Annotated in this window: 25 protein-coding genes; 22 read left to right on the forward strand and 3 right to left on the reverse strand. The window is 42.0% G+C overall.

The features are described from left to right. Positions 1-31: 31 nt before the first annotated feature. The 4 genes from dapB to HMPREF2766_RS05990 are packed head-to-tail and all read left to right on the forward strand — an operon-like array spanning position 32 to position 4468. On the forward strand, positions 32-799 hold the full coding sequence (dapB, locus tag HMPREF2766_RS05975; RefSeq protein ID WP_070568508.1) for a 4-hydroxy-tetrahydrodipicolinate reductase: 768 nt from the start codon (positions 32-34) through the stop codon (positions 797-799). Then, on the forward strand, positions 796-1995 hold the full coding sequence (locus HMPREF2766_RS05980; protein ID WP_083303884.1) for a CCA tRNA nucleotidyltransferase: 1200 nt from the start codon (positions 796-798) through the stop codon (positions 1993-1995). Before dapB ends, HMPREF2766_RS05980 begins: the two co-directional genes overlap by 4 nt. Further along, on the forward strand, positions 1992-3860 hold the full coding sequence (locus HMPREF2766_RS05985) for an ABC-F family ATP-binding cassette domain-containing protein (RefSeq protein WP_070568516.1): 1869 nt from the start codon (positions 1992-1994) through the stop codon (positions 3858-3860). Before HMPREF2766_RS05980 ends, HMPREF2766_RS05985 begins: the two co-directional genes overlap by 4 nt. Next, on the forward strand, positions 3857-4468 hold the full coding sequence (locus HMPREF2766_RS05990; protein WP_070568517.1) for a hypothetical protein: 612 nt from the start codon (positions 3857-3859) through the stop codon (positions 4466-4468). Before HMPREF2766_RS05985 ends, HMPREF2766_RS05990 begins: the two co-directional genes overlap by 4 nt. Positions 4469-4521: 53 nt before the next feature. On the opposite strand, the gene mntE is transcribed toward HMPREF2766_RS05990, so the two are convergent. Continuing rightward, positions 4522-5715: a CDF family manganese efflux transporter MntE gene (mntE, locus tag HMPREF2766_RS05995; protein ID WP_001076587.1), complete on the reverse strand. Its 1194-nt coding sequence runs from the start codon at positions 5713-5715 to the stop codon at positions 4522-4524. A 306-nt stretch (positions 5716-6021) separates the two neighbouring features. Between mntE and HMPREF2766_RS06000 the strand changes: the two genes are divergently transcribed. The 5 genes from HMPREF2766_RS06000 (at position 6022) to yaaA (ending at position 11866) form a co-directional block, all read left to right on the forward strand. After that, complete coding sequence (locus HMPREF2766_RS06000; protein ID WP_049478497.1) at positions 6022-8718, forward strand: cation-translocating P-type ATPase; 2697 nt, start codon at positions 6022-6024, stop codon at positions 8716-8718. 104 nt (positions 8719-8822) lie between these two features. Next, positions 8823-9233: a peptide deformylase gene (locus tag HMPREF2766_RS06005; RefSeq protein WP_044020458.1), complete on the forward strand. Its 411-nt coding sequence runs from the start codon at positions 8823-8825 to the stop codon at positions 9231-9233. 11 nt (positions 9234-9244) lie between these two features. Continuing rightward, the gene (locus HMPREF2766_RS06010) at positions 9245-10840 is read left to right on the forward strand and encodes a hypothetical protein (RefSeq protein WP_070568519.1); all 1596 of its coding nucleotides are present in this window, start codon (positions 9245-9247) and stop codon (positions 10838-10840) included. 86 nt (positions 10841-10926) lie between these two features. Further along, positions 10927-11058 (forward strand): DUF3953 domain-containing protein, encoded by a 132-nt coding sequence (locus tag HMPREF2766_RS09955; protein WP_002878149.1) that lies wholly within the window; start codon positions 10927-10929, stop codon positions 11056-11058. A 79-nt stretch (positions 11059-11137) separates the two neighbouring features. Beyond that, positions 11138-11866: a peroxide stress protein YaaA gene (gene yaaA, locus HMPREF2766_RS06015; protein WP_000697764.1), complete on the forward strand. Its 729-nt coding sequence runs from the start codon at positions 11138-11140 to the stop codon at positions 11864-11866. Between the two features lie 31 nt (positions 11867-11897). On the opposite strand, the gene HMPREF2766_RS06020 is transcribed toward yaaA, so the two are convergent. Together HMPREF2766_RS06020 and HMPREF2766_RS06025 are read right to left on the reverse strand one after the other, a co-directional pair. Beyond that, entirely contained in the window at positions 11898-12446 is a 549-nt protein-coding gene (locus tag HMPREF2766_RS06020) for an NADPH-dependent FMN reductase (protein ID WP_000039632.1), read from the reverse strand. 91 nt (positions 12447-12537) lie between these two features. Further along, on the reverse strand, positions 12538-12984 hold the full coding sequence (locus HMPREF2766_RS06025) for a MarR family winged helix-turn-helix transcriptional regulator (RefSeq protein ID WP_000816316.1): 447 nt from the start codon (positions 12982-12984) through the stop codon (positions 12538-12540). Between the two features lie 119 nt (positions 12985-13103). Between HMPREF2766_RS06025 and HMPREF2766_RS06030 the strand changes: the two genes are divergently transcribed. From HMPREF2766_RS06030 to HMPREF2766_RS06090, 13 genes are all read left to right on the forward strand, one after another. Then, positions 13104-13580 carry a cell wall elongation regulator TseB-like domain-containing protein gene (locus HMPREF2766_RS06030; protein ID WP_070568521.1) on the forward strand — a complete coding sequence of 159 codons (477 nt, stop codon included), beginning with the start codon at positions 13104-13106 and terminating at the stop codon, positions 13578-13580. A 9-nt stretch (positions 13581-13589) separates the two neighbouring features. After that, positions 13590-14768 (forward strand): pyridoxal phosphate-dependent aminotransferase, encoded by a 1179-nt coding sequence (locus HMPREF2766_RS06035; RefSeq protein WP_000777451.1) that lies wholly within the window; start codon positions 13590-13592, stop codon positions 14766-14768. A 152-nt stretch (positions 14769-14920) separates the two neighbouring features. After that, complete coding sequence (gene asnS, locus HMPREF2766_RS06040; protein ID WP_000167130.1) at positions 14921-16264, forward strand: asparagine--tRNA ligase; 1344 nt, start codon at positions 14921-14923, stop codon at positions 16262-16264. Positions 16265-16412: 148 nt separating this feature from the next. After that, positions 16413-16703 carry a 30S ribosomal protein S6 gene (rpsF, locus tag HMPREF2766_RS06045; RefSeq protein ID WP_001151782.1) on the forward strand — a complete coding sequence of 97 codons (291 nt, stop codon included), beginning with the start codon at positions 16413-16415 and terminating at the stop codon, positions 16701-16703. Positions 16704-16714: 11 nt separating this feature from the next. Next, a complete protein-coding gene (gene ssbA / locus HMPREF2766_RS06050; RefSeq protein ID WP_000609595.1) occupies positions 16715-17185 on the forward strand; it encodes a single-stranded DNA-binding protein SsbA in 471 nt (156 codons plus the stop codon). Between the two features lie 31 nt (positions 17186-17216). Beyond that, positions 17217-17456, forward strand: a complete 240-nt coding sequence (gene rpsR, locus HMPREF2766_RS06055; protein WP_000068664.1) for a 30S ribosomal protein S18 — start codon at positions 17217-17219, stop codon at positions 17454-17456. Positions 17457-17764: 308 nt separating this feature from the next. Then, on the forward strand, positions 17765-18274 hold the full coding sequence (locus HMPREF2766_RS06060; protein WP_070568524.1) for a GNAT family N-acetyltransferase: 510 nt from the start codon (positions 17765-17767) through the stop codon (positions 18272-18274). Between the two features lie 436 nt (positions 18275-18710). Continuing rightward, on the forward strand, positions 18711-19859 hold the full coding sequence (wecB, locus tag HMPREF2766_RS06065; RefSeq protein ID WP_070568532.1) for a non-hydrolyzing UDP-N-acetylglucosamine 2-epimerase: 1149 nt from the start codon (positions 18711-18713) through the stop codon (positions 19857-19859). Between the two features lie 6 nt (positions 19860-19865). Then, the gene (locus HMPREF2766_RS06070; protein WP_070568535.1) at positions 19866-20645 is read left to right on the forward strand and encodes a hypothetical protein; all 780 of its coding nucleotides are present in this window, start codon (positions 19866-19868) and stop codon (positions 20643-20645) included. A gap of 142 nt (positions 20646-20787) precedes the next feature. Next, a complete protein-coding gene (locus HMPREF2766_RS06075) occupies positions 20788-22098 on the forward strand; it encodes a glycosyltransferase family 2 protein (RefSeq protein ID WP_070568538.1) in 1311 nt (436 codons plus the stop codon). Between the two features lie 8 nt (positions 22099-22106). Beyond that, on the forward strand, positions 22107-23210 hold the full coding sequence (locus tag HMPREF2766_RS06080) for a family 8 glycosyl hydrolase (protein ID WP_000856182.1): 1104 nt from the start codon (positions 22107-22109) through the stop codon (positions 23208-23210). Between the two features lie 122 nt (positions 23211-23332). Next, positions 23333-24733 (forward strand): bifunctional Cof-type HAD-IIB family hydrolase/peptidylprolyl isomerase, encoded by a 1401-nt coding sequence (locus HMPREF2766_RS06085; protein WP_000338990.1) that lies wholly within the window; start codon positions 23333-23335, stop codon positions 24731-24733. Position 24734: 1 nt separating this feature from the next. Next, complete coding sequence (locus tag HMPREF2766_RS06090; protein ID WP_000689619.1) at positions 24735-25094, forward strand: S1 RNA-binding domain-containing protein; 360 nt, start codon at positions 24735-24737, stop codon at positions 25092-25094. Positions 25095-25134: the final 40 nt, after the last annotated feature.

The following is a 25134-nucleotide window of genomic DNA, read 5'->3' on the forward strand; positions in this document are numbered from 1 at the left end:
TACAAGCTTTGTATCTTAGACAGGAGTAGAGATGAGTATTCGAGTAATTATTGCCGGTTTTAAGGGAAAGATGGGCCAAGCTGCTTGTCAGATGGTCTTGGCTGATCCAGACTTGGACTTGGTCGCAGTTTTGGATCCTTTTGAGTCTGAGTCAGAGTGGCAGGGAATTCCTGTCTTCAATGATAAGGCTGACTTGGTTGGTTTTGAAGCGGATGTTTGGGTAGATTTTACTACACCAGCCGTTGCCTACGAAAATACACGCTTTGCTCTTGAAAATGGCTTTGCTCCTGTCGTAGGAACAACAGGATTCACTAGTGACGAAATTGCAGAACTAAAAGCATTTTCCCGTGAACAAGATTTGGGTGGCTTGATAGCCCCTAACTTTGCCTTGGGCGCTGTCTTGCTTATGCAATTTGCGGCGCAGGCTGCCAAATATTTCCCAAATGTGGAGATTATCGAGCTCCACCATGACAAGAAAAAAGATGCTCCGAGCGGAACAGCCATTAAAACGGCTGAGTTGATGGCGGAAGTGCGAGAGTCTATCCAGCAAGGTGCGCCTGATGAGGAAGAATTGATTGCAGGTGCTCGTGGTGCTGATTTTGATGGCATGCGGATCCACTCAGTTCGTTTGCCAGGCTTAGTAGCTCATCAAGAAGTTATCTTTGGCAATCAGGGAGAAGGATTGACCCTTCGTCATGACTCCTATGATCGCAGCTCCTTCATGACAGGGGTCAATTTGGGAATCAAAGAAGTTGTCAAGTGTCATGAGCTTGTCTATGGATTAGAACACTTATTATGAGATTAACGCAAATGCCTTCTGAATTTCAGAAGGCTTTACCAGTATTAGAAAAAATTAAAGAAGCAGGCTTTGAAGCCTATTTTGTTGGGGGATCTGTTCGAGATGCCCTCCTCAATCGTCCCATCCACGATGTGGATATTGCGACTTCTTCTTATCCAGAGGAGACCAAGCAGATTTTTCCGCGAACAGCCGATATTGGAATCGAGCACGGAACTGTCTTGGTCTTAGATGGGGACGAGGAGTATGAGGTAACCACCTTTCGGACCGAAGATGTCTATGTGGACTACCGCAGACCCAGTGCGGTTTCCTTTGTGCGTTCGCTAGAAGAAGACCTCAAGCGCCGTGATTTCACAGTCAATGCCTTCGCTTTGGATGAGACAGGCGAAATCATTGACTTGTTCTATGGATTAGAAGATTTGAAAAATCAAGTCTTGCGAGCAGTTGGAGTGGCTAGTGAACGTTTCAACGAAGATGCTCTGCGGATTATGCGTGGTTTCCGTTTTCAGGCCAGTCTTGGTTTTGAACTTGAGCCAGAAACATTTAAAGCGATGAAGACTTTGACGCCACTCTTGGAGAAAATTTCTGTGGAGCGCACCTTCGTTGAGTTTGATAAACTCTTGCTGGCACCTTTTTGGCGAGTTGGTCTGGCTTCCATGATTGAGAGTCGAGCTTATAACTATCTTCCGGACATGGTAGGGAGCCAGGACAAGCTCAACAAACTGTTTGATTTGGAGACTGATTTCACTTTTGAATCTTCCGAACAAGCTTGGGCGGCTCTATTGTGGGCCTTAGAGATTAAAGATGCGCAGCCATTTTTGAAAGCTTGGAAAACCTCACGCCAGTTTGCAAAGCAAGTACAGGATTTGCTGACCATTTTGGCTTTGCGAGAAAAGGGAGAATTGAGCAAGCGCGATTGTTACCGCTTTGACTTGGATTTACTTTTACAGGCAGAAAATCTTCGTCAGGCCCAAGGAAAAGAAGTCAATCCACAAGCTATCAAAGAAACTTACCAGAGTTTGACCATTCATGATAAGAAAGAAATCCAGATTAATGGTGGAATTTTGATTAAGGAATATGGTTACCAGCCAGGACCAGACTTGGGAGAGATTTTAACAGAGATTGAGTTTGCCATTGTCGATGGAGAATTGGAAAATGATCGTCAAGCTATCCATGCTTACCTGAGGGAGAAAAAATGAGTGATTTTATCGTTGAAAAACTAAGCAAATCCGTTGGTGACAAGACAGTTTTTAAGGATATTTCCTTTATCATCCATGACTTGGATAGAATCGGTCTGATTGGTGTCAATGGGACGGGTAAGACCACCCTTTTAGACGTCCTTTCTGGCGTTTCTGGCTTTGATGGGGATGTCAGTCCCTTTTCGGCTAAGAATGACTACAAGATTGGCTACTTGACCCAGAATCCTGATTTTGATGATAACAAGACGGTCTTGGATACGGTTCTCTCCAGCGACCTCAAGGAAATCCAGTTGATTCGTGAGTATGAGTTGATCATGCTCAACTACAGTGAGGACAAGCAGGCTCGTTTGGAACGGGTCATGGCAGAGATGGATTCTCTCCAAGCCTGGGAAATTGAAAGCCAGGTCAAGACGGTCCTCAGTAAGCTAGGTATTCAGGACTTGTCGACTCCGGTTGGTGAATTGTCAGGCGGTCTGAGAAGACGGGTTCAGTTGGCGCAAGTTCTCCTAGGAAACCACGACCTCTTGCTTCTGGACGAGCCAACCAACCACCTGGATATTGCGACCATTGAGTGGCTGACTCTTTTTTTGAAAAATTCCAAGAAGACCGTTCTCTTTATCACCCACGATCGTTATTTCCTAGATGCACTATCAACGCGGATTTTCGAGTTGGACCGAGCAGGCTTGACCGAGTATCAGGGAAATTATCAGGACTATGTTCGCCTCAAGGCTGAACAAGATGAGCGTGATGCAGCACTTCTCCACAAAAAGGAACAACTCTATAAGCAAGAATTAGCCTGGATGCGTAGACAACCGCAGGCCCGTGCGACCAAGCAACAGGCCCGTATCAATCGTTTCCACGATTTGAAAAAAGAAGTTTCAGGTGGCGTTGCTGATACAGACTTGACTATGAACTTTGAAACCAGTCGGATTGGGAAAAAAGTCATCGAGTTTCAGAATGTTTCCTTCGCCTATGAAAACAAGCCCATTTTGCATGATTTTAATCTCTTGGTGCAAGCCAAAGACCGTATCGGAATCGTTGGGGACAACGGTGTCGGGAAGTCAACTCTGCTTAATCTCATCGCAGGAAGTCTTGAGCCTACTAAAGGCCAAGTGATCATCGGTGAGACGGTTCGCATCGCCTATTTCTCTCAGCAAATTGAAGGATTGGATGAGAGCAAGCGAGTTATCAATTATCTGCAGGAAGTGGCAGAGGAGGTCAAGACCAGTGGTGGTTCTACGACTTCCATCGCTGAGTTGCTGGAGCAGTTCCTTTTCCCACGTTCAACCCATGGAACCTTGATTGAGAAATTGTCTGGTGGCGAGAAAAAACGCCTTTATCTCCTCAAATTGCTCTTGGAAAAACCAAATGTTCTTCTTTTGGACGAGCCGACAAATGACCTAGATATTGCGACCTTGACAGTTTTGGAAAATTTCTTGCAGGGCTTTGCAGGTCCTGTCTTGACAGTTAGCCACGATCGCTATTTCCTTGATAAGGTAGCGACCAAGATTCTCGCCTTTGAGAATGGCAAGATTCGTCCTTTCTTTGGCCATTACACCGACTATCTTGATGAAAAAGTCTTTGAAACAGAGATGGCCAATCAAGTGCAAAAGGCCGAAAAGGAGAAAGTGGTCAAAGTTCGTGAAGACAAGAAGCGTATGACCTACCAAGAAAAGCAGGAGTGGGCAAGCATTGAAGGCGATATTGAAGCCTTGGAAAATCGTATTGCTGCTATTGAAGAAGAAATGCAGGCAAATGGCTCTGACTTTGGCAAATTGGCGATGCTTCAGAAAGAGCTAGACGAGAAAAACGAAGAACTCCTTGAAAAATACGAACGCTATGAATACCTAAGTGAGTTGGCATGATGGAAGAAAAAGTCATTAAACGTAGTCCCAAGAAAATCATTTGGAATACCTTGTTTGGCTTGGCTTCAGTGCTTTTCTTCTTGCTGCCTCTCTCTTATCTCCATTTGTACTCGCAAAAGGGAACCAGACTTCATACGATAAGTCTGTTATTAATACTGCTTGTCCTCTTTTGTGCTGGAGTAGTCGTTTATCAGACATACAGACTGTTAAGTTCCGATAAGGAATATTTGAAATGTACTGTCGAGGGATTTTACTACAAACCGAATCCAAAGAAACCCAGTCATTTCTACGCTTGGGCTGATGTAGAGGAATTTTCCTTCTCTCGGATTCGAGGGAAGTACAGGGATTCCTATCGGATTGAAGTCTATTTTAAAAACAAGGAAAATGTGAAATCCCAATCCTTCCTAGCTCTGTTGAAGAGAAGGATTCTCTCTTTTCATTCGTCAGCAGATTTGATCATCCCTATCTTTCTACTAGATGTAGGACTTCCTGAAAGGGTCTATGAGGCCATGAAGTACTATGAAAGAGAATGGCGTATCGAACAAAATCGTCAAGCAAGAAAAGAGGCAAAACAAGCTTCGAAAAGCAAATCTTCCAAACCGTCATAGTCTGTCTTTGCTTAAAGTAGAATAATCAAAAATGCCCTATCCACTGGATAGGGTCATTGTTTGTCTTCTTTTTTTGTTTCCTGATGAAAGATATTTTGCCAAGTTTCATGGCGACGCCAGATACTGGTATGGACGATACCATCTAGCTCATAGCAAATGAGTTTGGTTTTCTGACTAATGGAGGTAATCTGAATGTCCTTAATCGCAGCACTAAGTTCTTTTTCAGACTTATAAGCCTCTTTATCCATCTGCTCTCCATCTTGACGGATATAGAGAAAGTCCTCAGCAAGGAGTTCTTCTAGCTGATTTCCTTGGTCAATCAATTGCTCACGCATGAGCAGTTTTTTATAGACATTGTCTAAAATCTCGTCCTCAGGTATGGGAGCTGGCTCGATATGGACATCGGTATCAAAGACTCCAAAACGCTCTTCCAGCATGGACTCGACCTGGTCCGCAATCTCATGACTTTCATAGACTGATAGGTCAGGATTCATTTCCAGGGTGATATCAAGGTAGATATTGCTACCGTAGGTCCGCCCTCTTTGGGACTTGACCTTACTAATCTTTGGAATCTCCATGATGGCCTTTTGGTAGTCCTCTAGCAGACGGTCATCAAAACCATCTGAAAGACTGAAGGAAGACTCGATAAAGATATCATAGGCTGTTTTTAAGATAAAGAAGGTGATGATGATAGCGACCAATTTATCCACGATAGGGTAATTGAAACTGCTGGCTAAGATAGCAATGGAAGTCCCAAGCGAGGTGACAGCATCGGAAAGATTGTCCTTAGCAGCTGCTTTGAGAGCCTTGGATTTGGATTTCTTACTGAGGCGTGTATTGTAGAGATAGACCACAAACATAATCGCTGCAGAAATGATTCCTAGAGTTGCACCCAGAGGATCAATGGGTGTTTGTTCCCGACTAAGGATTTTCTGAATGGTGTCCCGAAGTACATCAAAACCAACATAGAACATGATGATGGAAGTAATCAAGCTAGCCAAATCTTCAATCTTCCAGTGACCAAAGCTATGGTCACGGTCTGCAGGTTGGCGGGCCATCCGAATCCCAATCAAGAGAGCAACATTTCCAATAATATCGGATACGTTGTTGAAACCATCTGCCACCAAACTGGAAGAATGCAGGAGGTGACCAGTTGCCAATTTTGCTGCAGACAAGAGGAGGTAGGTTGAAATGCTGATAATGGCTCCACGTTCTGCCAATTTGAGATTTGACATGGATTGGTTCATCGGGCTTCCTTTCTAGTCATATAGTATTCTACCATTATACTGGTTTTCAAGGGAAAATTCAAATTTAGTCTTGTTTCATCTGATTTAAACCCTTGAAAATTGTTCAAATTTTGATATAATAGTACTACTCAAGGGAGTAGCTGGCAGAAACCTGTGATAGTGTCGTCATTCCGAATTGTATACTGAAAAGTATGTTTTCCGGCACTATCTTAAACAGCGAGACTTGTTATGATTAACAGGTCTCTTTTTGTTTGTCATAAAACTAAAAGAGAACTTGTTTTGCACACAATGTCAAGGAGGAGACACATGTCAAAAGAACAAAAACGCCAAGCGTTTTACACTCAGAGTCCTGAAGAGGTCTTGAAGTCAGTTGAAGCAACTGAACAAGGTCTCTCGTCTAGCGAAGCGCAGAAACGCCTAGCTGAATATGGACGCAATGAACTGGAAGAGGGTGAGAAAAAATCTCTCCTAGTCAAGTTTATTGAGCAATTTAAGGATTTGATGATTATCATCCTAATTGCTGCGGCTATCTTGTCCGTCATAACTTCTGGTGGGGAAGATATCGCAGATGCCATCATTATCCTTGCCGTGGTTATCATCAACGCTGCCTTTGGTGTTTACCAAGAAGGAAAAGCAGAAGAAGCCATCGAAGCCCTCAAGTCTATGTCTAGTCCAGCTGCTCGCGTTATTCGTGATGGGCACATGGCTGAGATTGATTCCAAAGAATTGGTGCCAGGTGATATCGTAGCTCTCGAAGCTGGTGATGTAGTGCCAGCAGACCTACGTTTGCTAGAAGCTAATTCTCTTAAAATCGAAGAAGCAGCTTTAACAGGCGAGTCTGTTCCAGTTGAAAAAGACTTGACAGTCGAGCTCGCTGCAGATGCTGGTATTGGTGACCGTGTCAATATGGCCTTTCAAAACTCAAATGTGACTTATGGTCGTGGTCTTGGTGTTGTTGTCAATACAGGTATGTACACTGAAGTGGGTCATATCGCTGGCATGCTCCAAGATGCGGATGAGACGGATACACCACTTAAACAAAACTTGAACAACCTTTCTAAGGTTTTGACCTATGCGATTTTGGTTATTGCCCTTGTTACTTTTGTAGTTGGAGTCTTCATTCAAGGTAAAAATCCACTTGGTGAGTTGATGACCTCTGTTGCGCTTGCTGTTGCAGCCATTCCAGAAGGACTCCCAGCTATCGTGACGATCGTTCTTGCCCTTGGTACTCAAGTTTTGGCCAAACGAAACTCTATCGTTCGTAAGTTGCCAGCAGTCGAAACACTTGGTTCAACAGAAATCATCGCTTCTGATAAGACTGGTACGCTTACCATGAACAAGATGACAGTCGAGAAAGTCTTCTATGACGCAGTCCTACATGACTCAGCTGATGATATTGAACTTGGCTTGGACATGCCACTACTTCGTTCAGTTGTCTTGGCCAATGATACCAAGATTGATGCTGAAGGAAACCTGATCGGGGATCCAACGGAAACAGCCTTCATCCAGTATGCCTTGGACAAGGGCTACGATGTTAAAGGGTTTTTAGAGCAATATCCTCGTGTAGCTGAGTTACCATTTGACTCAGATCGTAAACTCATGTCAACGGTTCATCCATTACCAGATGGTAAATTCCTCGTAGCAGTCAAGGGGGCTCCAGATCAACTTTTGAAACGTTGTGTTGCTCGTGATAAGGCTGGAGATGTTGCTCCGATTGATGAGAAAGTTAATGACTTAATTCACACAAACAACTCTGAAATGGCTCACCAAGCCTTGCGTGTTCTTGCGGGTGCTTATAAGATTGTAGACAGCATTCCAGAAAACCTGACTTCTGAAGAGCTTGAAAACAACTTGATCTTTACTGGATTGATTGGAATGATTGACCCTGAACGTGCCGAAGCAGCAGAAGCTGTTCGTGTCGCTAAGGAAGCGGGAATCCGTCCAATCATGATCACTGGTGACCACCAAGATACAGCGGAAGCCATTGCCAAACGTTTGGGAATCATCGATGAAAATGACTCGGAAGACCATGTCTTGACTGGTGCTGAACTCAACGAACTTTCAGATGAAGAATTTGAAAAAGTCGTTGGTCAATACTCTGTCTACGCGCGTGTATCTCCAGAACACAAGGTTCGTATCGTCAAGGCTTGGCAAAAACAAGGTAAGGTTGTTGCTATGACAGGTGACGGTGTTAATGATGCGCCAGCTCTGAAAACAGCCGATATCGGTATCGGTATGGGAATCACTGGTACAGAGGTTTCTAAGGGGGCTTCTGACATGATTCTTGCAGATGATAACTTTGCGACCATTATCGTCGCAGTTGAAGAAGGACGCAAGGTCTTCTCAAACATTCAAAAGACTATTCAGTACTTACTTTCTGCCAATACTGCTGAAGTATTAACTATCTTCTTATCAACCTTGTTTGGTTGGGACGTCTTGCAGCCAGTTCATCTTTTGTGGATCAACTTGGTAACCGATACCTTCCCAGCTATCGCTCTTGGTGTTGAACCTGCTGAGCCAGGTGTTATGACCCACAAACCTCGTGGACGTAAGTCAAGCTTCTTCTCAGGTGGTGTTTTGAGTTCTATCATCTATCAAGGTGTACTCCAAGCAGCTATTGTTATGAGTGTTTATGGACTTGCAATTGCTTACCCAGTTCATGTGGGTGACAATCATGCCATTCATGCGGATGCCCTTACTATGGCCTTTGCAACCCTTGGTTTGATTCAACTATTCCATGCCTACAATGTCAAGTCTGTTTACCAATCCATCTTGACAGTTGGCCCATTCAAGTCTAAGACCTTTAACTGGTCCATCTTGGTATCCTTCATCCTTCTGATGGCGACCATCGTTGTAGAACCGCTTGAAGGTATCTTCCACGTAACCAAACTAGACTTATCGCAATGGGGTATTGTTCTAGCTGGAAGCTTCTCAATGATACTTATCGTCGAAATCGTCAAGTTTGTTCAACGTAAACTTGGTCTTGATAAGAATGCGATTTAAAAAGAAAGTCATCTTCGGATGGCTTTTTTTGCATTTGAGGGAAAGGACTAGAAGTCGCTCCCTTTTGTGCTATAATAAAGTAAAGTAGCAAGGAGTGAAAGAGAATGGAAAAGAAAATTGTCCTAGATGCCTTATTTTTGTCGCAGGTCTCAAAACCTGCAAGTCAGGAAGACCTTTATCTGGCTAGAGATTTACAGGATACCCTGCTGGCTAATCGCGAAACCTGTGTCGGTCTAGCGGCTAATATGATTGGCGTGCAGAAGCGCGTGATTATCTTTAATCTTGGCTTGGTTCCCATGGTCATGTTTAATCCCATTCTCCTTTCTTATAAAGGACCTTACGAGACCGAGGAAGGTTGTTTGTCCTTGACTGGTGTTCGAACGACGACTCGTTATGAAACGATTACGGTTTCCTATCGTGATAGTAAGTGGCAGGAGCAGACCATTACGCTAACAGGTTTTCCAGCTCAGATCTGCCAGCATGAACTGGATCATTTGGAAGGACGGATTATTTAGGAGGAACGCAGATGAAACGCATACTATTTGAACTTGTTTTTATCGCAACGACTTGGTATATCTTTTTACCGCCCTTCAATCTGACTAGTTGGGAATTCATCTTCTTTCTCTGTGGGCATCTGGTGGTGATGGGGATTTTGTTTAGTTTCCGAAAGGATACCAATCTCCTCAAAACTGTTCATGTACGCCATGGCAAGGCTGCCAAAGATCTCAATCTAGAAGGATTCCTTTTTACCAAACTTAGTAGAGGATTGTTTCTGACTGCAGGTATCATTTTTGCCCTTGCTGGTCTTGTTAGCCTAGTAACCTCTAGCTTTTTCCAAGCAAAAAATTATGCTAATGTGGTGTCTATCACAGAAAAAGATTTTAAAGATTTTCCTAAGAGTGATACCAGTAAGGTTCCAATTCTAGATCGGAGCACTGCAGAGAAGATTGGAGACCGTTATCTAGGCTCTCTGACGGATAAGGTCTCCCAGTATGTGGCAGCAGATACCTATACTCAGCTGACGGTTGATGGCAAACCTTATCGAGTAACTCCTTTGGAGTATGCCGACCCGATCAAATGGTTTAATAATCAGTCCAAGGGAATTGGCGAGTATATCAAGGTTGATATGGTGACAGGAAATGCGGAATTGGTGGATTTAAAAACGCCAATGAAGTATTCAGACTCCGAGTATTTTAACCGCGATGTCAAACGTCATCTTCGGATCAAGTACCCAACCAAGATTTTTAAAACGCCCTCCTTTGAGGTGGATGATGAAGGCAATCCTTTCTATGTAGCAACCGTTTATCAAAAGCAGTTTGGTCTAGGAGTTCCTCGCCCTTCGTCTGTTATTATCTTAGACGCCACCAATGGAGAAACCAAGGAATACAGCTTGGATGAAGTACCAGAATGGGTGGATCGTGTCTATCCAGCAGAAGAAACCATCCAGCAAATCAACTACAACGGCAAGTATAAAGACGGCTTCTGGAATGCCTTGATTTCTAAGAAAAACGTTACCCAAACGACCGAGGGCTATAACTATCTTTCTATCGGAAATGACATTTATCTCTACACTGGGGTGACTTCAGCCAACGCTGACGAAAGTAATCTAGGATTTATCCTTGAAAATATGCGCACTGGTGAAATCACCAAGTACAATCTAGCTTCAGCAACCGAAGAATCTGCCCGTGCTTCTGCAGAGGGAGCAGTGCAAGAGAAGGCCTACAAGGCTACCTTCCCTATTCTTGTCAATCTCAATGACAAACCGCTCTATATCATGGGCTTGAAGGACAATGCAGGCTTGGTCAAGGAGTATGCATTGGTCGATGCCGTGGAGTACCAAAACGTCATCGTAGCAACTACGGTAGATGAACTCCTCAGCAAGTATGCCAATAAAAATGACCTCGAGTTGGATAATGAAACGGTAGAAAACATCAAGGGTATCGTCTCAGACCTTAAATCAGCTGTCATCAAGGGTGATACCGTCTACTTCTTTAAAGTTGATGGCAAGATTTATAAGGTCAAGGCTTCCGTGTCAGACGACCTTCCTTACCTCGAAAATGGCCAATCCTTCGAAGGTCAAGTTGGAAAAGATAACTATCTCAAGACCTTTAAAGTACAATAATACTCTTCGAAAATCAAATTCAAACTACGTCAGCGTCGCCTTGCCGTACTCAAGTACAGCCTGCGGCTAGCTTCCTAGTTTGCTCTTTGATTTTCATTGAGTATAAAAATAGGTTTTCTCAGTTCAAGGAGAAAAAAGATAAATTCTTATCTATCTTAACAAGCTTAGCTGGCACAGCCCTTGTTCTCGCGGCTATCTGGTTAGGATGGACAAAATAAACAGAGAAACCTCGGTATGAACCGAGGTTTTTAAGATGAAATTCTTGGTCGTGGTTGAAAAATATGCTACACTAACAATATGAAAATTTTAATCCCAACAGCAAAAGAAATGAACACAGACCATCCTTGTATCGAAGCGCTCCCCTTGAGGGAAGAAAGTCAGGTAGTCCTTGACTCACTGGCGCACTACTCAGCCAGTGAATTAGAGACTTTTTATAAGGTATCTGCCGAGAAAGCAGAAGAAGAGTACGCTCATATTCAAGCTTTAAAAGATCACAGGGCTAAACATTATCCAGCCTTGAAACTTTTCGATGGTCTCATGTATCGTCACATCAAACGAGATGAGTTAACCAAGGCTGAACAAACCTATCTTGAAAATCATGTCCTAATTACCTCGGCTTTATACGGTGTTGTCCCCGCCTTGTCGCCCATGGCTCCTCACCGTTTGGATTTCTTGATGAAGTTAAAAGTTGCTGGGAAGACTTTAAAGAGTCATTGGAAGTCAGCCTACGATGAGGCACTAGAGGATGAGGATTTGATATTCTCACTCCTATCATCAGAGTTTGAAACCGTATTTTCGAAGGAAATTAGAGAAAAGATGGTGACCTTCAAATTTATGGAGGACAAGGCAGGCCAGCTGAAAATCCACTCAACCATTTCAAAAAAAGCCCGTGGTGCCTTTTTAACCGCCTTGATAGAGGGGCAAGTCCATACAGTCGAACAAGCTCGCAAGCTCCGCTTTGCCGGCTTTGACTACCGACCTGATTTATCCAGTGACTTAGAACTCGTCTTTGTGAAACAAGCATAAAACCAGCTCATTCGAGCTGGTTTTTGCTGGATTAGTTGATGGCTGCAAGAAGGTCGTCAGCTTGTTTTGCAAGTGATGAAGCAGTTGCTTCTTCTAACACCAATTTTCCGTCTGCCCAAGCAGAGTCATTGACACGAGCAGCTGTAAAGTCACCAACGACTTGTGTACGGATAAATGGCAAGAGGTCTTTGTAAATAGCAAAGAGTTGATCGTGACCGGCATTGGCTACAGATGAGACAGTAACAAACTTGTCTTGGAGGGCAGAAGCTCCACGTGTATCAGACAAGTCAAGAGCACGCGAGAGCCAGTCAAGCAAGTTCTTCACTGTTCCAGGGATAGAGAAGTTGTAGACTGGAGAGAAAATCCAGATGGCATCCGCAGCAAGGACTGCTTCACGAGCAGCAGCTACAGCTGGATGAGTTGGAACTTCCAAATCTTGGCTGAAGAGAGGAACAGCTGAGTAATCAAGATAGCTAACTTCTGCTTTTCCAGCAAGTGCTTTTTCAGCTTCGAGGGCCATTTGGTGGTTGAAAGAACCTTGGCGTAGTGAACCGACGATAAATAATACTTTTTTAGACATGATGTGTCTCCTTTAGTTTAAAATTCAAAGAGCGAACTCTTTTGTTACCATCCATGTTACAACAAATGATACTAATTAGCAATAATTTTGCTCACAAATTTTTAAATTTTTTTAAAATCTGGATTAAGTCTTCCTTTTCGCCATCTTCCAAGATGCTGAGTGCTTCTACAATCGAATCGATATGGTCAGGAAGAACCTCCTCGATTTTTCTGCGTCCTGCAGGTGTTAATTTCAGGAAAAAGGAGCGACGATCCTTGGGGTCGCAAGTTCTAGAAATCCATCCATCTCGAACCATATTTCGAATGACAACAGTCATGTTTCCAGAAGTGGCTAGCATTTTTTCAATCAAATCCTGAATGCGCAGTTCCCCCTTGCTATAGAGGGTTTCCAAAACTGAAAATTGGGTGGGTGTTAGCCCGTGTTCTTTAGCAGCCTTGGCTTCATATGGTTTAAAAGTCCGTATGGCTTTATTAAGGACGATAGCCGTTTTTAAGTCTAGTTGATTATCGGAAATTTTCTCTTTCAAATATTGTTTCATAAGCTTTATTTTATCAATAATGAGAGAGAAAAACAAGAACTTACATTTTATAGGAAAAGATTCTTAGAATGTTCCCGTCTTCACTTGTAATAAAGAAGGAGAGATGGTAAAATAGACGAGTGAAACTAAGACAGAAAAAAGCAAAAAACAAGCTACTTTTACAGTATGGAATCGGCATTGCTCTGGTAGTACTAGTCATGACCACTTCCTTCCTTTATCTGATATCACTCAGCATGAAACCCTATCAAGATGCTAGACTTGAGGGAGAAAAACTGGCCAAGCAGTATGCAGAATTGGAAAAGGCAGATCAGGTTGATTTCTACAATGGTCTAGAGGGCTATTACAGTGTTCTGGGACATAATAAAAAGCAAGAGGCCATTGCCGTACTGATTGAAAAGAATGACCACAAGATTTATGTTTATCAGCTTGATAAGGGGATTTCTCAAGACAAGGCAGTGACGATTTCGAGGGAAAAAGGAGCTAGCGACATTGACAAGATTACTTTTGGTCGTTATCAGGATAAGCCGATTTGGGAAGTTAAGTCAGGAAACCAGTACTATCTGGTTGACTTTGAAACAGGAGCAGTGATCCAATAAGGAGGGCATATGAAACTATCCAAACGTGTACTAGAAATGGAAGAAAGCGTCACTCTAGCCAGTGATGCAAGAGCCAAAGCATTAAAAGCTCAGGGAAAAGATGTTCTTTTCTTAACCTTGGGACAGCCTGATTTTCATACTCCTGAAAACATTCAGGAGGCAGCGGTAGGAGCGATTCGAGATGGACGTGCTTCCTTCTATACAGTTGCTTCAGGCCTACCAGAGTTAAAAGCGGCGGTTAATACCTATTTTGAACGCTACTATGGGTATTCCGTAGCGGCTAACGAGGTTACCTTTGCCACTGGTGCTAAGTTCTCTCTCTACACCTTCTTTATGGCTGTGGTCAATCCAGGTGATGAGGTCATTATTCCTACACCATACTGGGTCAGCTATGGAGACCAGGTCAAAATGGCAGAAGGAGTGCCAGTCTTTGTCCAGGCAAAGGAAGACAATCACTTTAAAGTAACAGTAGAGCAGCTAGAAGCAGCGCGAACAGATAAGACCAAGATCTTAGTTCTCAATTCACCATCGAATCCGACCGGTATGATTTACTCTCGTGAGGAACTCTTGGCTATCGGAAATTGGGCTGTTGCGCATGATGTCCTTATCTTAGCAGATGATATTTATGGTCGTTTGGTTTATAACGGGAACGAATTTGTTCCAATTTCTAGTCTGTCAGAAGCCATTCGCAAGCAAACCATCGTGATTAACGGTGTATCTAAGGCCTATGCCATGACTGGTTGGCGGGTAGGTTATGCTGTGGGAAATCCTGAAATTATTGCTGCCATGAGCAAACTAACAGGACAAACGACCTCCAACCTGACTGCTGTATCACAATATGCTACCATTGAAGCCCTAACTGGACCGCAAGACTCTGTTGAAACCATGCGTCAAGCATTTGAGGAACGGTTGAATACCATTTATCCTCTCTTGTGCCAAGTCCCAGGATTTGAAGTTGTCAAGCCCCAAGGTGCCTTCTATCTTTTCCCAAATGTTAAAAAAGCGATGGAAATGAAGGGTTATACCGATGTGACAGAGTTTACAACGGCTATTCTCGAAGAAGTCGGACTGGCCTTGATTACGGGAGCTGGATTTGGAGCACCAGAAAATGTTCGTCTCAGCTATGCCACAGACTTGGATACATTAAAAGAAGCTATTCGTCGTTTGCATCAATTTATGGAAAAATAAAACTTAGAATCTTCGCCTTTTTAGCGAAGATTTTTTGTAACGAAAATCTCGCGATTTTTATCTAGTAGAACCTAGCTATCACAGTCTATTTATGGTAAAATAGTGGGTAATGATGTCTTCGGACAAGTTAAACGAAAAAAGGAAGATAGATTATGACAAAACGTGTAACAATTATTGATGTAAAAGACTACGTTGGTCAAGAAGTGACCATCGGAGCCTGGGTTGCCAACAAATCAGGAAAAGGGAAAATTGCCTTCTTGCAATTGCGTGATGGAACAGCCTTCTTCCAAGGTGTAGCCTTTAAACCAAACTTTATTGAAAAGTTCGGTGAGGAAGTGGGGCTAGAGAAGTTTGATACGATTAAACGCCTAAGCCAAGAAACTTCTGTTTATGTGACAGGAATTGTCAAAGAAGACGAACGTTCTAAGTTTGGCTATGAGTTGGATATTACAGACATCGAAGTGATCGGTGAATCTCAAGACTACCCAATCACACCAAAAGAACACGGAACAGACTTCTTGATGGACAACCGTCACTTGTGGCTCCGCTCTCGTAAGCAAGTAGCAGTGATGCAAATCCGTAACGCTATCATCTATGCAACTTATGAGTTTTTCGACAAGAACGGCTTCATGAAATTTGATAGCCCAATTCTTTCAGGAAACGCGGCTGAAGATTCAACAGAACTCTTTGAAACAGACTACTTCGGAACGCCAGCCTACTTGAGTCAATCTGGTCAGCTTTACCTAGAAGCAGGGGCTATGGCTCTTGGTCGTGTATTTGACTTTGGTCCAGTATTCCGTGCTGAAAAATCAAAAACGCGTCGTCACTTGACTGAGTTCTGGATGATGGATGCGGAGTACTCCTACTTGACACACGATGAGTCACTTGACTTGCAAGAAGCTTATGTTAAAGCCCTTCTTCAAGGTGTTCTTGATCGTGCGCCTCAAGCCTTGGAAACCTTGGAACGTGATACAGATCTCTTGAAACGCTACATTGCAGAGCCGTTCAAACGCATCACTTACGATCAAGCCATTGACCTTTTGCAAGAGCATGAAAATGATGAAGATGCTGACTACGAGCATCTTGAGCATGGCGATGACTTTGGTTCACCACACGAAACATGGATTTCAAACCACTTTGGTGTGCCAACATTTGTCATGAACTACCCAGCAGCTATCAAGGCCTTCTACATGAAACCAGTTCCTGGAAATCCAGAGCGCGTGCTTTGTGCAGACTTGCTGGCACCAGAAGGTTACGGAGAAATCATCGGTGGATCTATGCGTGAGGAAGACTACGATGCTCTTGTAGCTAAAATGGAAGAACTGGGCATGGATCGTACAGAATATGAATTTTACCTTGACCTTCGTAAATACGGCACAGTTCCACACGGAGGATTTGGTATCGGTATCGAACGTATGGTAACCTTCGCAGCTGGAACCAAACATATCCGTGAAGCCATTCCATTCCCACGTATGTTGCACCGTATCAAACCATAAACTAGTAAAAAGAAGATATTTTCATCTTCTTTTTTCACTTTTATCTTGCTATCTATCAGTTTTTCTAGTATAATAGTTTATTGTGAGCAAACCTCACTTACCCCTTGCAAAGACTAGGGGTCATTAGACCAAAAGGAGGAACATATCAATGGCTAAATACGAAATTCTTTATATCATTCGTCCAAACATTGAAGAAGAAGCGAAAAACGCTTTGGTAGCACGTTTTGACTCTATCTTGACTGACAACGGTGCAACTGTTGTTGAATCAAAATCATGGGAAAAACGTCGTCTTGCATACGAAATCCAAGATTTCCGTGAAGGACTTTACCACATCGTTAACGTTGAAGCAAACGACGACGCAGCTCTTAAAGAGTTTGACCGTCTTTCAAAAATCAACGCTGACATTCTTCGTCACATGATCGTCAAACTTGACGCGTAAGAAGGTAAATTATGATTAACAATGTTGTACTTGTAGGGCGTATGACACGTGACGCTGAGTTGCGTTATACCCCATCAAATGTAGCAGTTGCGACTTTTACTCTTGCAGTAAACCGTACATTTAAGAGTCAAAATGGCGAACGTGAGGCTGATTTCATCAATGTCGTTATGTGGCGCCAACAGGCTGAAAATCTTGCCAACTGGGCTAAAAAAGGCTCTCTTATCGGGATCACAGGCCGTATCCAGACTCGTAGTTACGATAACCAGCAAGGACAACGTGTCTACGTAACAGAAGTCGTGGCTGAGAATTTCCAAATGTTGGAAAGCCGCGGAGTGCGTGAAGGACATTCAGGTGGAGCTTATTCTGCACCAACTGCTGGTCAATCAGCACCTGCAAACCCAGTACCAGACTTTTCACGTTCTGAAAATCCATTTGGAGCAACCAATCCATTGGACATTTCAGATGATGATTTACCATTTTAATGGACAATTAATACTATAAAGGAGAAAAAACATGGCTCAACAACGTCGTGGCGGATTCAAACGCCGTAAAAAAGTTGATTACATCGCAGCAAACAAAATTGAATATGTTGATTACAAAGATACTGAGCTTCTTAGCCGTTTCGTTTCAGAACGTGGGAAAATCCTTCCTCGTCGTGTAACAGGAACTTCAGCTAAAAACCAACGTAAAGTAACAACAGCTATCAAACGCGCACGCGTAATGGCTTTGATGCCTTTCGTAAACGAAGATTAAAGAAAAGACCCTTACGGGTCTTTTTTTCACGAGCATGGAAATGAGAGAGCGAGTTGAGGTCCAGTGGACCTCTTTTTCATGAGCTTGAAAATAAGAAAGCGAATTAAGACCCGGGTGGGTCTTTTTTTACGAGCATGGAAATGAGAGAGCGAATTGAGGTCTAGTGGACCTCTTTTTCAGATTTTATAGGATTTTGTTAGAAAGGATTCCCTGTTGACCTAGTAAGATTCTTTTGTCTTACTAGGTTTTTTCTTTTAATCTTTATTATCGTGCTATAATGGTAGGAGAAAGCTATAAAGGAGCAGCTTATGAAGACGACATGTTCAATTAGAAAAATGCAAGAATCTGACATACAAGAACTATCTCGAGGATTTATCAGCCAAGGTTGGCCAAGTAGAGAGGAGATTTTAACTCAATACTTTAAGGAGCAAGAAAGTGAGGAGAGAGAAGTCTTAGTTGCAGAGGTTGAGGGTGCTGTAGCGGGTTACATTACGATTTTACCCGATGCTAAGCAGGGTCCCTTTGCTGGAATGGCTCCAGAACTTTCAGACTTCAATGTCTTCGAGCCCTTTCAAAATCAAGGTATTGGAAATCTCTTGCTGGAAGAAGCAGAAAAACGAGTTAGGCTCATATCGGATAAGGTGACCCTTGGTGTTGGGCTCCATTCAGGGTATGGACCTGCCCAGAGATTGTACATCAAACGAGGCTATATTCCAGATGGGACGGGTGTTTGGTATCAGAACCATCAACCGGCCATGAATGCAGTTTGTGAAGATATCGGTGACCTTGTTTTATATCTGTCAAAAAATTTGTTTTAAGACAAATTTTATAAGGTTTAAATTTTAAATATAGTAAACAATCACAGTCCCTTTTTCATTCGAAAAAGGGATTTTTTGTTTGAAATTGTTTGATTTATTCCTCAAAGTGGTAAAATATAATTGTTTGAATTATCAAGATAAAAATAAATATCAAAAAAAACATATAAGGTTTAGTTTTTTTAAATACGGATTCTTTTGAAAAGTCTTAAAATTTCCTAAAATAAGGCTTTTTAAAGGTTGTAAATAATATTGTTACAAAAAGGTTACAAATTGTTAAAATTAAATTAAATGCAATAATATAATTTGGAAAAAATTTGACATATAAATTAATTGACGGTAAAATAATTAAGATAATCAAATTAATTGATTTGCGCAATAATTCGATATAAAGATTAATCTGATGTGTCAAATTTTATTATAGTAGAAGGATAGCATAATGAAGAAACTGAAAGTGATGGTTGTTTTTGGAACACGACCAGAAGCTATTAAAATGGCCCCTTTAGTGTTAGAATTGCAAAAACATAGTGACAGCATTGAGACGATCACAGTTGTGACAGCTCAGCATCGCCAAATGCTAGATCAAGTTCTTGAAACTTTTAGCATCGAGCCACATTATGATCTGGATATTATGGGAAAAAATCAATCCCTCTTAGATATTACTGGAAAAATTTTAGAAAAGTTTGATCCAGTTGTTAAGCAAGAACTTCCAGATATAATTCTTGTTCATGGAGATACAACAACAACTTTTGCAGCAAGTTTAGTTGCTTTCTATAATCAGGTGCGTATCGGCCATGTTGAAGCTGGCCTAAGGACCTTTGATAAGTATTCTCCTTTCCCAGAAGAGATGAATCGTCAGATGACTGATAACTTAGCGGATCTTTATTTTGCTCCAACTAGTGAGAGTAAAGAAAATCTCCTCAAGGAAAATCACCCTGAGTCTGCTATTGTCATTACGGGAAATACAGCCATTGATGCATTGAAACTAACCGTTCAATCGGATTACTATCATGAAGTTCTAGATCAATTGGATCCAGATAAGAAACTTGTATTGGTAACCATGCACCGTCGTGAGAATCAAGGTCAACCAATGAGAAATGTCTTTGCAGCTTTACGTGAGATGGTCGATCTTCATCAGGAAATTGAAGTTGTTTATCCTGTTCACCTTAGCCCTGCTGTGCAAGAAGCAGCAAACGATATCTTATCTGGTCACGATCGTATTCACTTGATCGAGCCTTTAGATGTACTTGATTTTCATAATTTGGCTTCAAGAAGCTATTTTATCATGACTGACTCTGGAGGTGTTCAAGAAGAGGCGCCTTCTCTCGGCAAACCTGTCCTTGTTCTTCGTGACACTACGGAACGTCCAGAAGGAGTAAGAGCAGGTACGTTGAAGCTAGTTGGTACGGATCCAGTACGTGTGAAAGAAGCGATGGTAGCACTCTTAACAGATGAAACTCTTTATAGACAAATGTCTCAGGCACCAAATCCTTATGGAGATGGAAGAGCCTCTGAACGAATCGTACAATCCATTCAACAGTACTTTGGGGCAGCGACTTCTGTGTCTGAATTCAAAGGGGGGAAATAAGATAAAATGAAAAATTGGAGTCAATTTAAAAACTGGCTTATGGCTTTGCTTGCTTGTGAGGTCATTCTTTTGGTGCTTTGTTTTTTGTATGCTCGAGCAATCATTTTAGAACAAATCTTGTTTTTGGCTTTAGCCTTGTTTGCCGTGTTGGTATTATCTGACCTTTTGCTTACTTGGACTCTTATCTTAGCATTTGGTTTTGGACTTATCGTTTTGGTTGCGGGTGTGGTTTATATCCCAATCATGCAACTGGTCTTCTTATTGATCAGTTTTCCACTTTTGATTGGGATTCTACTTAAAGTTCGTTATTATTTCTTCAAGGTGGCCTCAAAGGTACAAGAACAGGAAGACGAAGCTCGAGTAGATTACCAAGCGATGGTCACTGAACAAAGTGATGTGATGGTACAGTCCTTATTGATTCATTGGTCACATGAAGATTTGTTCTTCCAGATTAAACCGAAAGAACATAACCAGATGCTCAGTCGCATTCAAGAGGTGATTGCTCAGGAATTGAGTTACAATGATAAGCTTTATTATGTTTCGGATGGTAATTTTCTCGTTCTATCTAGTACTAACCAACATTCTTTGAAGGAACTTTATTTGAATGGTTTGCAGGAGAAACTGAGCAGTTTAGTTTTTCATGGAGAAGATGGCAATCAAGGAATTCAGTTCCAAACAGGCTATTTGGTGATTAACTCTGATAATAAAGATAAATACCAAGACTACGCGGATGTCGCCAGTCATCTCAAACGTCAACTAGAGACAGATGTAATTGTAGAATATTAGGAGGGAAACATGACTTTAACCGAACTATTTTTTGGTATTGCTTTGGGACTCAGTCTCGCCTTTGGCATTTGTTTTATCATACTATTTATTGCATACAATATTCTTTACCATCGAGTAAACAAAAATTTTAAGGCGGTGAATCATGATTAGTCAAATGTTAATGATTTTTACCTTGCTTACAATTTGGATTTCTCTGGCATGGGGCTTGGTAATTCTCTTTTCGGCAGTACACTTTTGGTTTAAACACAGTGATTTTCGTGTAGACACTTCGCCGCTACCTTATTATCCGAAGGTCACCATTGTTGTTCCTGCTCATAATGAGGATGTGGTTATTGCCCAAACGGCAAAAGCTATCTTAGATATGAACTATCCTCACGACCGTGTGGAGTTGCTCTTGTTTGCGGATAACTGTTCGGACAACACCTATTCAGAGTGTTTGTCTGTACAAGCCATGCCTGAATATGCAGGAAGAAATCTGACTATTATCGACCGTACTGGTACGGGAGGAAAAGCGGGCGTTCTAAACGATGCTTTGGAGATGGCAACAGGTGAATACATCTGTGTCTATGATGCTGATGCCATGCCTGAAAAAAATGCCCTTTATTTCCTTGTCAAAGAAGTGATGAAGGATCCAGAACGTCATGTGGCATCTTTCGGCCGCAACAAGACTCGAAACGCTAATCAAAATTTCTTGACTCGTTGTATTAACCAGGAAATCGTTGTTACTCAGCGCGTGCACCACGTTGGGATGTGGCATCTCTTTAAAATTGGGCGTATCCCAGGAACCAACTTTATCATTCAAACCGACTTTGTAAAGAGTATCGGTGGTTGGAAAAATGGTGCCTTAACCGAGGATACCGATATTTCCTTCAAAATCATGCAGAGTGGTAAATTGATTGCCCTTGCCTATAATTCAGAGGCTTTCCAACAAGAACCTGAAACCTTAAAGAGTTACTATATGCAACGGAAACGTTGGGCGAAAGGAAATTATGAAGTTGTTCTTTCAAACTTTAAGCATTTATTTGGCAGAGCAAACTGGCGTGTTAAATTAGAAGTTTTTAACTATTCGTGTGTTTTCTTTTGGTTTAACTTTGCCATTGTTCTATCGGATTTGATTTTCCTAGCGAATGTGCTAGCAATCTGTCTTAACCTATTCTTCCCAGATATCAGGGTTCCGTTCGCTTTTGATGCGGACAATATCTACATTGCCCAGCTCATGCTCTTTAACTGGATTCTCATGATTGGTCTCTATTTGATGCAAATTATGACGGCATTAGCAAGTCAGTTTGGACAAGCGACGACAAAACAAATCTGGTTAGCCTTGGCGGCCTATTTCTCTTACGCACAGATGTTTATCGTTGTATCCATTGATTCCATTTCTTCAATCGTGCTGGACAAAGTACTCCGACGAAAAGAAACCAAGTGGGTTAAAACCAAGCGATTTGCAGGATAGGAGGATTTATGAAAACGAATAAATTAAAATATGTCTGGTTTGTGCTCATCCTTTCTATCTTTTGTTTAGCCTTGTTTTTAGCAAGAGGAAGGACTAAAATCGAGATGCGTAATCGAATTTACAGCCAATGGAGCCAGCAGTTCCTTGTTACAAAAGGCAATCAGTCTTATGTTCGTACGACGAGTGATTCGGAGGGAACAACAGTTCTATCTGAAGCCCAAAGTTATGGCATGCTCATAACGGTTTTAGCAGCCCAAAAAGGGCAAGCGACACAAGCAGATTTTGAGAATCTTTATCGCTATTACCAAAATCATCGTATCGAGGGAACGCAGTTGATGTCTTGGAAGCAAGTGATCACAAATAGTAGTGAAACGGTTGAGAAGCAAAACGCAACTGATGGAGATCTCTACATCGCTTATTCTTTGATTGAAGCTGCCAAGCAGTGGCCGGATAAGGCGCAGGAATACCAAGAGCAAGCTAAAAAAATCTTAGAAGATATTCTTCGATACAATTACAATGAAGAGACAGGTGTTCTGACAGTAGGGAACTGGGCCAACAAGGATTCCGATTATTATTACTTGATGCGGACGTCTGATACTCTTCCTCGCTATTTCCAATCTTTCTATGACCTGACTGGAAACAAACAGTGGTTAGACGTTAAGGATAAGATGCTTGGGCAACTGGAGCAAATCAGTTCTCATTCTGATACGGGTCTCTTGCCAGACTTTATCTGGGCTGAGAAGTCAGGGGCGCACCTTGTTGATGCCAACACTATCGAATCTCAATACGATGGGGCTTATTCTTATAACGCTTGTCGTTTGCCATATCACTTGTCTCAGAGTCAGGATGAAAGAAGCCAAAAACTCGTTCAAAAGATGATGGATTTCTTTATGAAAGAGCAACGTATTTATGCTGGTTATGACTTGAATGGAACTGCCCTCAATCAATACCAGGCAGGTAGTTTCTTGGCACCGATTACCTATGCGTCTGACAAGGGAGAAGGCTATCTGAAACTTCTTCAGCAAAATAAATACATTTTCACACAAGATTTACCTTTGGACAACTACTATGATGCAACGATGATTACCATGATTGCTCTAGAGATGTTCTAGGATGAAAAGAGAGGGCTAGTTTTACGAGCTCTCTTTTTGATAGGATTTTCATCTTTTTTCAAAAAAGGAATTTCATCAGCTTTATGGTATAATGGAAAGAGTGATGGAAAAGAGGTAGAGAGATGGATGCGAAATTAAAATACAAGGCAAAGAAGATTAAAATCGTCTTTTTTGATATTGATGATACCTTGCGTACGTCAAAGACAGGTTTTATTCCAGCTACAATTCCTACTGTTTTTAAACAGTTGCGTGAAAAAGGAATTTTAACAGGAATCGCCTCTGGACGTGGTATTTTCGGTGTTGTTCCAGAGATTCGTGAGCTCAAGCCGGACTTTTTTGTAACCCTAAATGGGGCCTATATAGAAGATAAAAAAGGCCAGGTCATTTATCAGCATCAGATTGAGAAGTTAGATGTTGAGGAGTATGTCTCTTGGACGAAGGAAGAGGGAATTGAGTACGGCCTGGTTGGTAGTCATGACGCCAAACTCTCCACGCGAACAGAACTGATCAGTGAGGCTATTGATCCCATTTATCCAAACTTGGATGTGGATCCAGATTTTCATGAAAAAGCGGACATTTACCAGATGTGGACCTTTGAGGAAAAAGGGGATGACTTGCACCTACCAGAGTCTTTATCAGATAAACTTCGCATGGTGCGTTGGCATGAACATTCATCTGATATCGTGCCGATTTCAGGTTCAAAAGCCACAGGTGTAGCCAAGGTGGTGGAGCATTTAGGCTTGAAACCAGAGAATGTCATGGTCTTTGGAGACGGTCTCAATGACTTGGAACTCTTTGATTATGCTGGAATCAGTATTGCTATGGGAGTTTCCCATGAAAAAATCAAAGAAAAAGCAGATTATATTACAAAAACAGTAGAAGAAGATGGCATTTTTGATGCCTTAGAAGGATTTGGTATGGTAGAAAAAGAATTGCATTTCCCACAAGTAGACATTGAAACAGTAGAAGGTCCGTTGGCGACTATTAAGACAAATCACGGAGACTTGCGTATCAAGCTCTTCCCTGAACAGGCTCCCAAAACAGTAGCCAACTTTGTTGCTCTTTCAAAAGATGGCTACTATGATGGTGTTATTTTCCATCGTATTATCAAGGACTTTATGATTCAAGGTGGAGACCCCACTGGTACTGGTATGGGTGGTGAGTCCATTTATGGACAAACTTTTGAAGATGAATTTTCAGAAGAACTCTATAATGTTCGTGGCGCTCTTTCTATGGCCAATGCGGGTCCAAATACCAATGGAAGTCAGTTCTTTATCGTGCAAAACCAACACTTACCGTACTCTAAGAAAGAGATTGCGCGTGGTGGTTGGCCTGAACCAATCGCTGAGATCTATGCAGAACAAGGTGGAACTCCTCACCTTGATCGTCGCCATACTGTTTTTGGGCAATTGGTAGATGCAGAATCATTTGCGGTCTTGGATGCCATTGCGGCTGTTGAGACTGGTGCAATGGACAAGCCAGTTGAAGATGTGGTAATTGAAACGATTGAAATTGAGGACTAGAATGAAAATTGGTGATAAGCTAACTGGGCGTATTACAGGAATTCAGCCCTATGGTGCCTTTGTTGAGTTAGAGACAGGGGTGACAGGGCTGATTCACATCTCGGAGATTCGGACGGGATTTATTGAAAATATCTATGACATTTTAAAAATTGGCGATGAAGTCCAAGTTCAGGTGGTGGATTTTGACGAATACACTGGGAAGGCCAGTCTTTCTATCCGTACTTTGGAAGAGGAAAAACATCAATTGCCAAGACGGAGACGTTTTTCTAATGATCGGATCAAGCACGGTTTTGCACCACTTGGACGAATGATGCCTGTTTGGACGCGTGAGGCACTGGAGCATTTAAAGAAGAAGCCATAAATACGATTATCTAAATCATTTGTAATATTATCATAATTTG

This window comes from Streptococcus sp. HMSC076C08, assembly GCF_001810825.1.
Lineage (GTDB): Bacteria > Bacillota > Bacilli > Lactobacillales > Streptococcaceae > Streptococcus.

Coding starts and splice junctions, on each gene's coding strand:
- HMPREF2766_RS06035 (WP_000777451.1), top strand. CDS start 13,590: ATGAAACTATCCAAACGTGTACTAGAAATGGAAGAAAGCGTCACTCTA.
- HMPREF2766_RS06005 (WP_044020458.1), top strand. CDS start 8,823: ATGGAAAAGAAAATTGTCCTAGATGCCTTATTTTTGTCGCAGGTCTCA.
- dapB (WP_070568508.1), top strand. CDS start 32: ATGAGTATTCGAGTAATTATTGCCGGTTTTAAGGGAAAGATGGGCCAA.
- HMPREF2766_RS06010 (WP_070568519.1), top strand. CDS start 9,245: ATGAAACGCATACTATTTGAACTTGTTTTTATCGCAACGACTTGGTAT.
- rpsR (WP_000068664.1), top strand. CDS start 17,217: ATGGCTCAACAACGTCGTGGCGGATTCAAACGCCGTAAAAAAGTTGAT.
- mntE (WP_001076587.1), bottom strand. CDS start 5,715: ATGAACCAATCCATGTCAAATCTCAAATTGGCAGAACGTGGAGCCATT.
- HMPREF2766_RS06080 (WP_000856182.1), top strand. CDS start 22,107: ATGAAAACGAATAAATTAAAATATGTCTGGTTTGTGCTCATCCTTTCT.
- wecB (WP_070568532.1), top strand. CDS start 18,711: ATGAAGAAACTGAAAGTGATGGTTGTTTTTGGAACACGACCAGAAGCT.
- yaaA (WP_000697764.1), top strand. CDS start 11,138: ATGAAAATTTTAATCCCAACAGCAAAAGAAATGAACACAGACCATCCT.
- HMPREF2766_RS06020 (WP_000039632.1), bottom strand. CDS start 12,446: ATGTCTAAAAAAGTATTATTTATCGTCGGTTCACTACGCCAAGGTTCT.
- ssbA (WP_000609595.1), top strand. CDS start 16,715: ATGATTAACAATGTTGTACTTGTAGGGCGTATGACACGTGACGCTGAG.
- HMPREF2766_RS05980 (WP_083303884.1), top strand. CDS start 796: ATGAGATTAACGCAAATGCCTTCTGAATTTCAGAAGGCTTTACCAGTA.
- HMPREF2766_RS06070 (WP_070568535.1), top strand. CDS start 19,866: ATGAAAAATTGGAGTCAATTTAAAAACTGGCTTATGGCTTTGCTTGCT.
- HMPREF2766_RS06090 (WP_000689619.1), top strand. CDS start 24,735: ATGAAAATTGGTGATAAGCTAACTGGGCGTATTACAGGAATTCAGCCC.
- HMPREF2766_RS06000 (WP_049478497.1), top strand. CDS start 6,022: ATGTCAAAAGAACAAAAACGCCAAGCGTTTTACACTCAGAGTCCTGAA.
- HMPREF2766_RS06025 (WP_000816316.1), bottom strand. CDS start 12,984: ATGAAACAATATTTGAAAGAGAAAATTTCCGATAATCAACTAGACTTA.
- HMPREF2766_RS06060 (WP_070568524.1), top strand. CDS start 17,765: ATGAAGACGACATGTTCAATTAGAAAAATGCAAGAATCTGACATACAA.
- HMPREF2766_RS06085 (WP_000338990.1), top strand. CDS start 23,333: ATGGATGCGAAATTAAAATACAAGGCAAAGAAGATTAAAATCGTCTTT.
- HMPREF2766_RS05985 (WP_070568516.1), top strand. CDS start 1,992: ATGAGTGATTTTATCGTTGAAAAACTAAGCAAATCCGTTGGTGACAAG.
- HMPREF2766_RS06075 (WP_070568538.1), top strand. CDS start 20,788: ATGATTAGTCAAATGTTAATGATTTTTACCTTGCTTACAATTTGGATT.
- asnS (WP_000167130.1), top strand. CDS start 14,921: ATGACAAAACGTGTAACAATTATTGATGTAAAAGACTACGTTGGTCAA.
- rpsF (WP_001151782.1), top strand. CDS start 16,413: ATGGCTAAATACGAAATTCTTTATATCATTCGTCCAAACATTGAAGAA.
- HMPREF2766_RS05990 (WP_070568517.1), top strand. CDS start 3,857: ATGATGGAAGAAAAAGTCATTAAACGTAGTCCCAAGAAAATCATTTGG.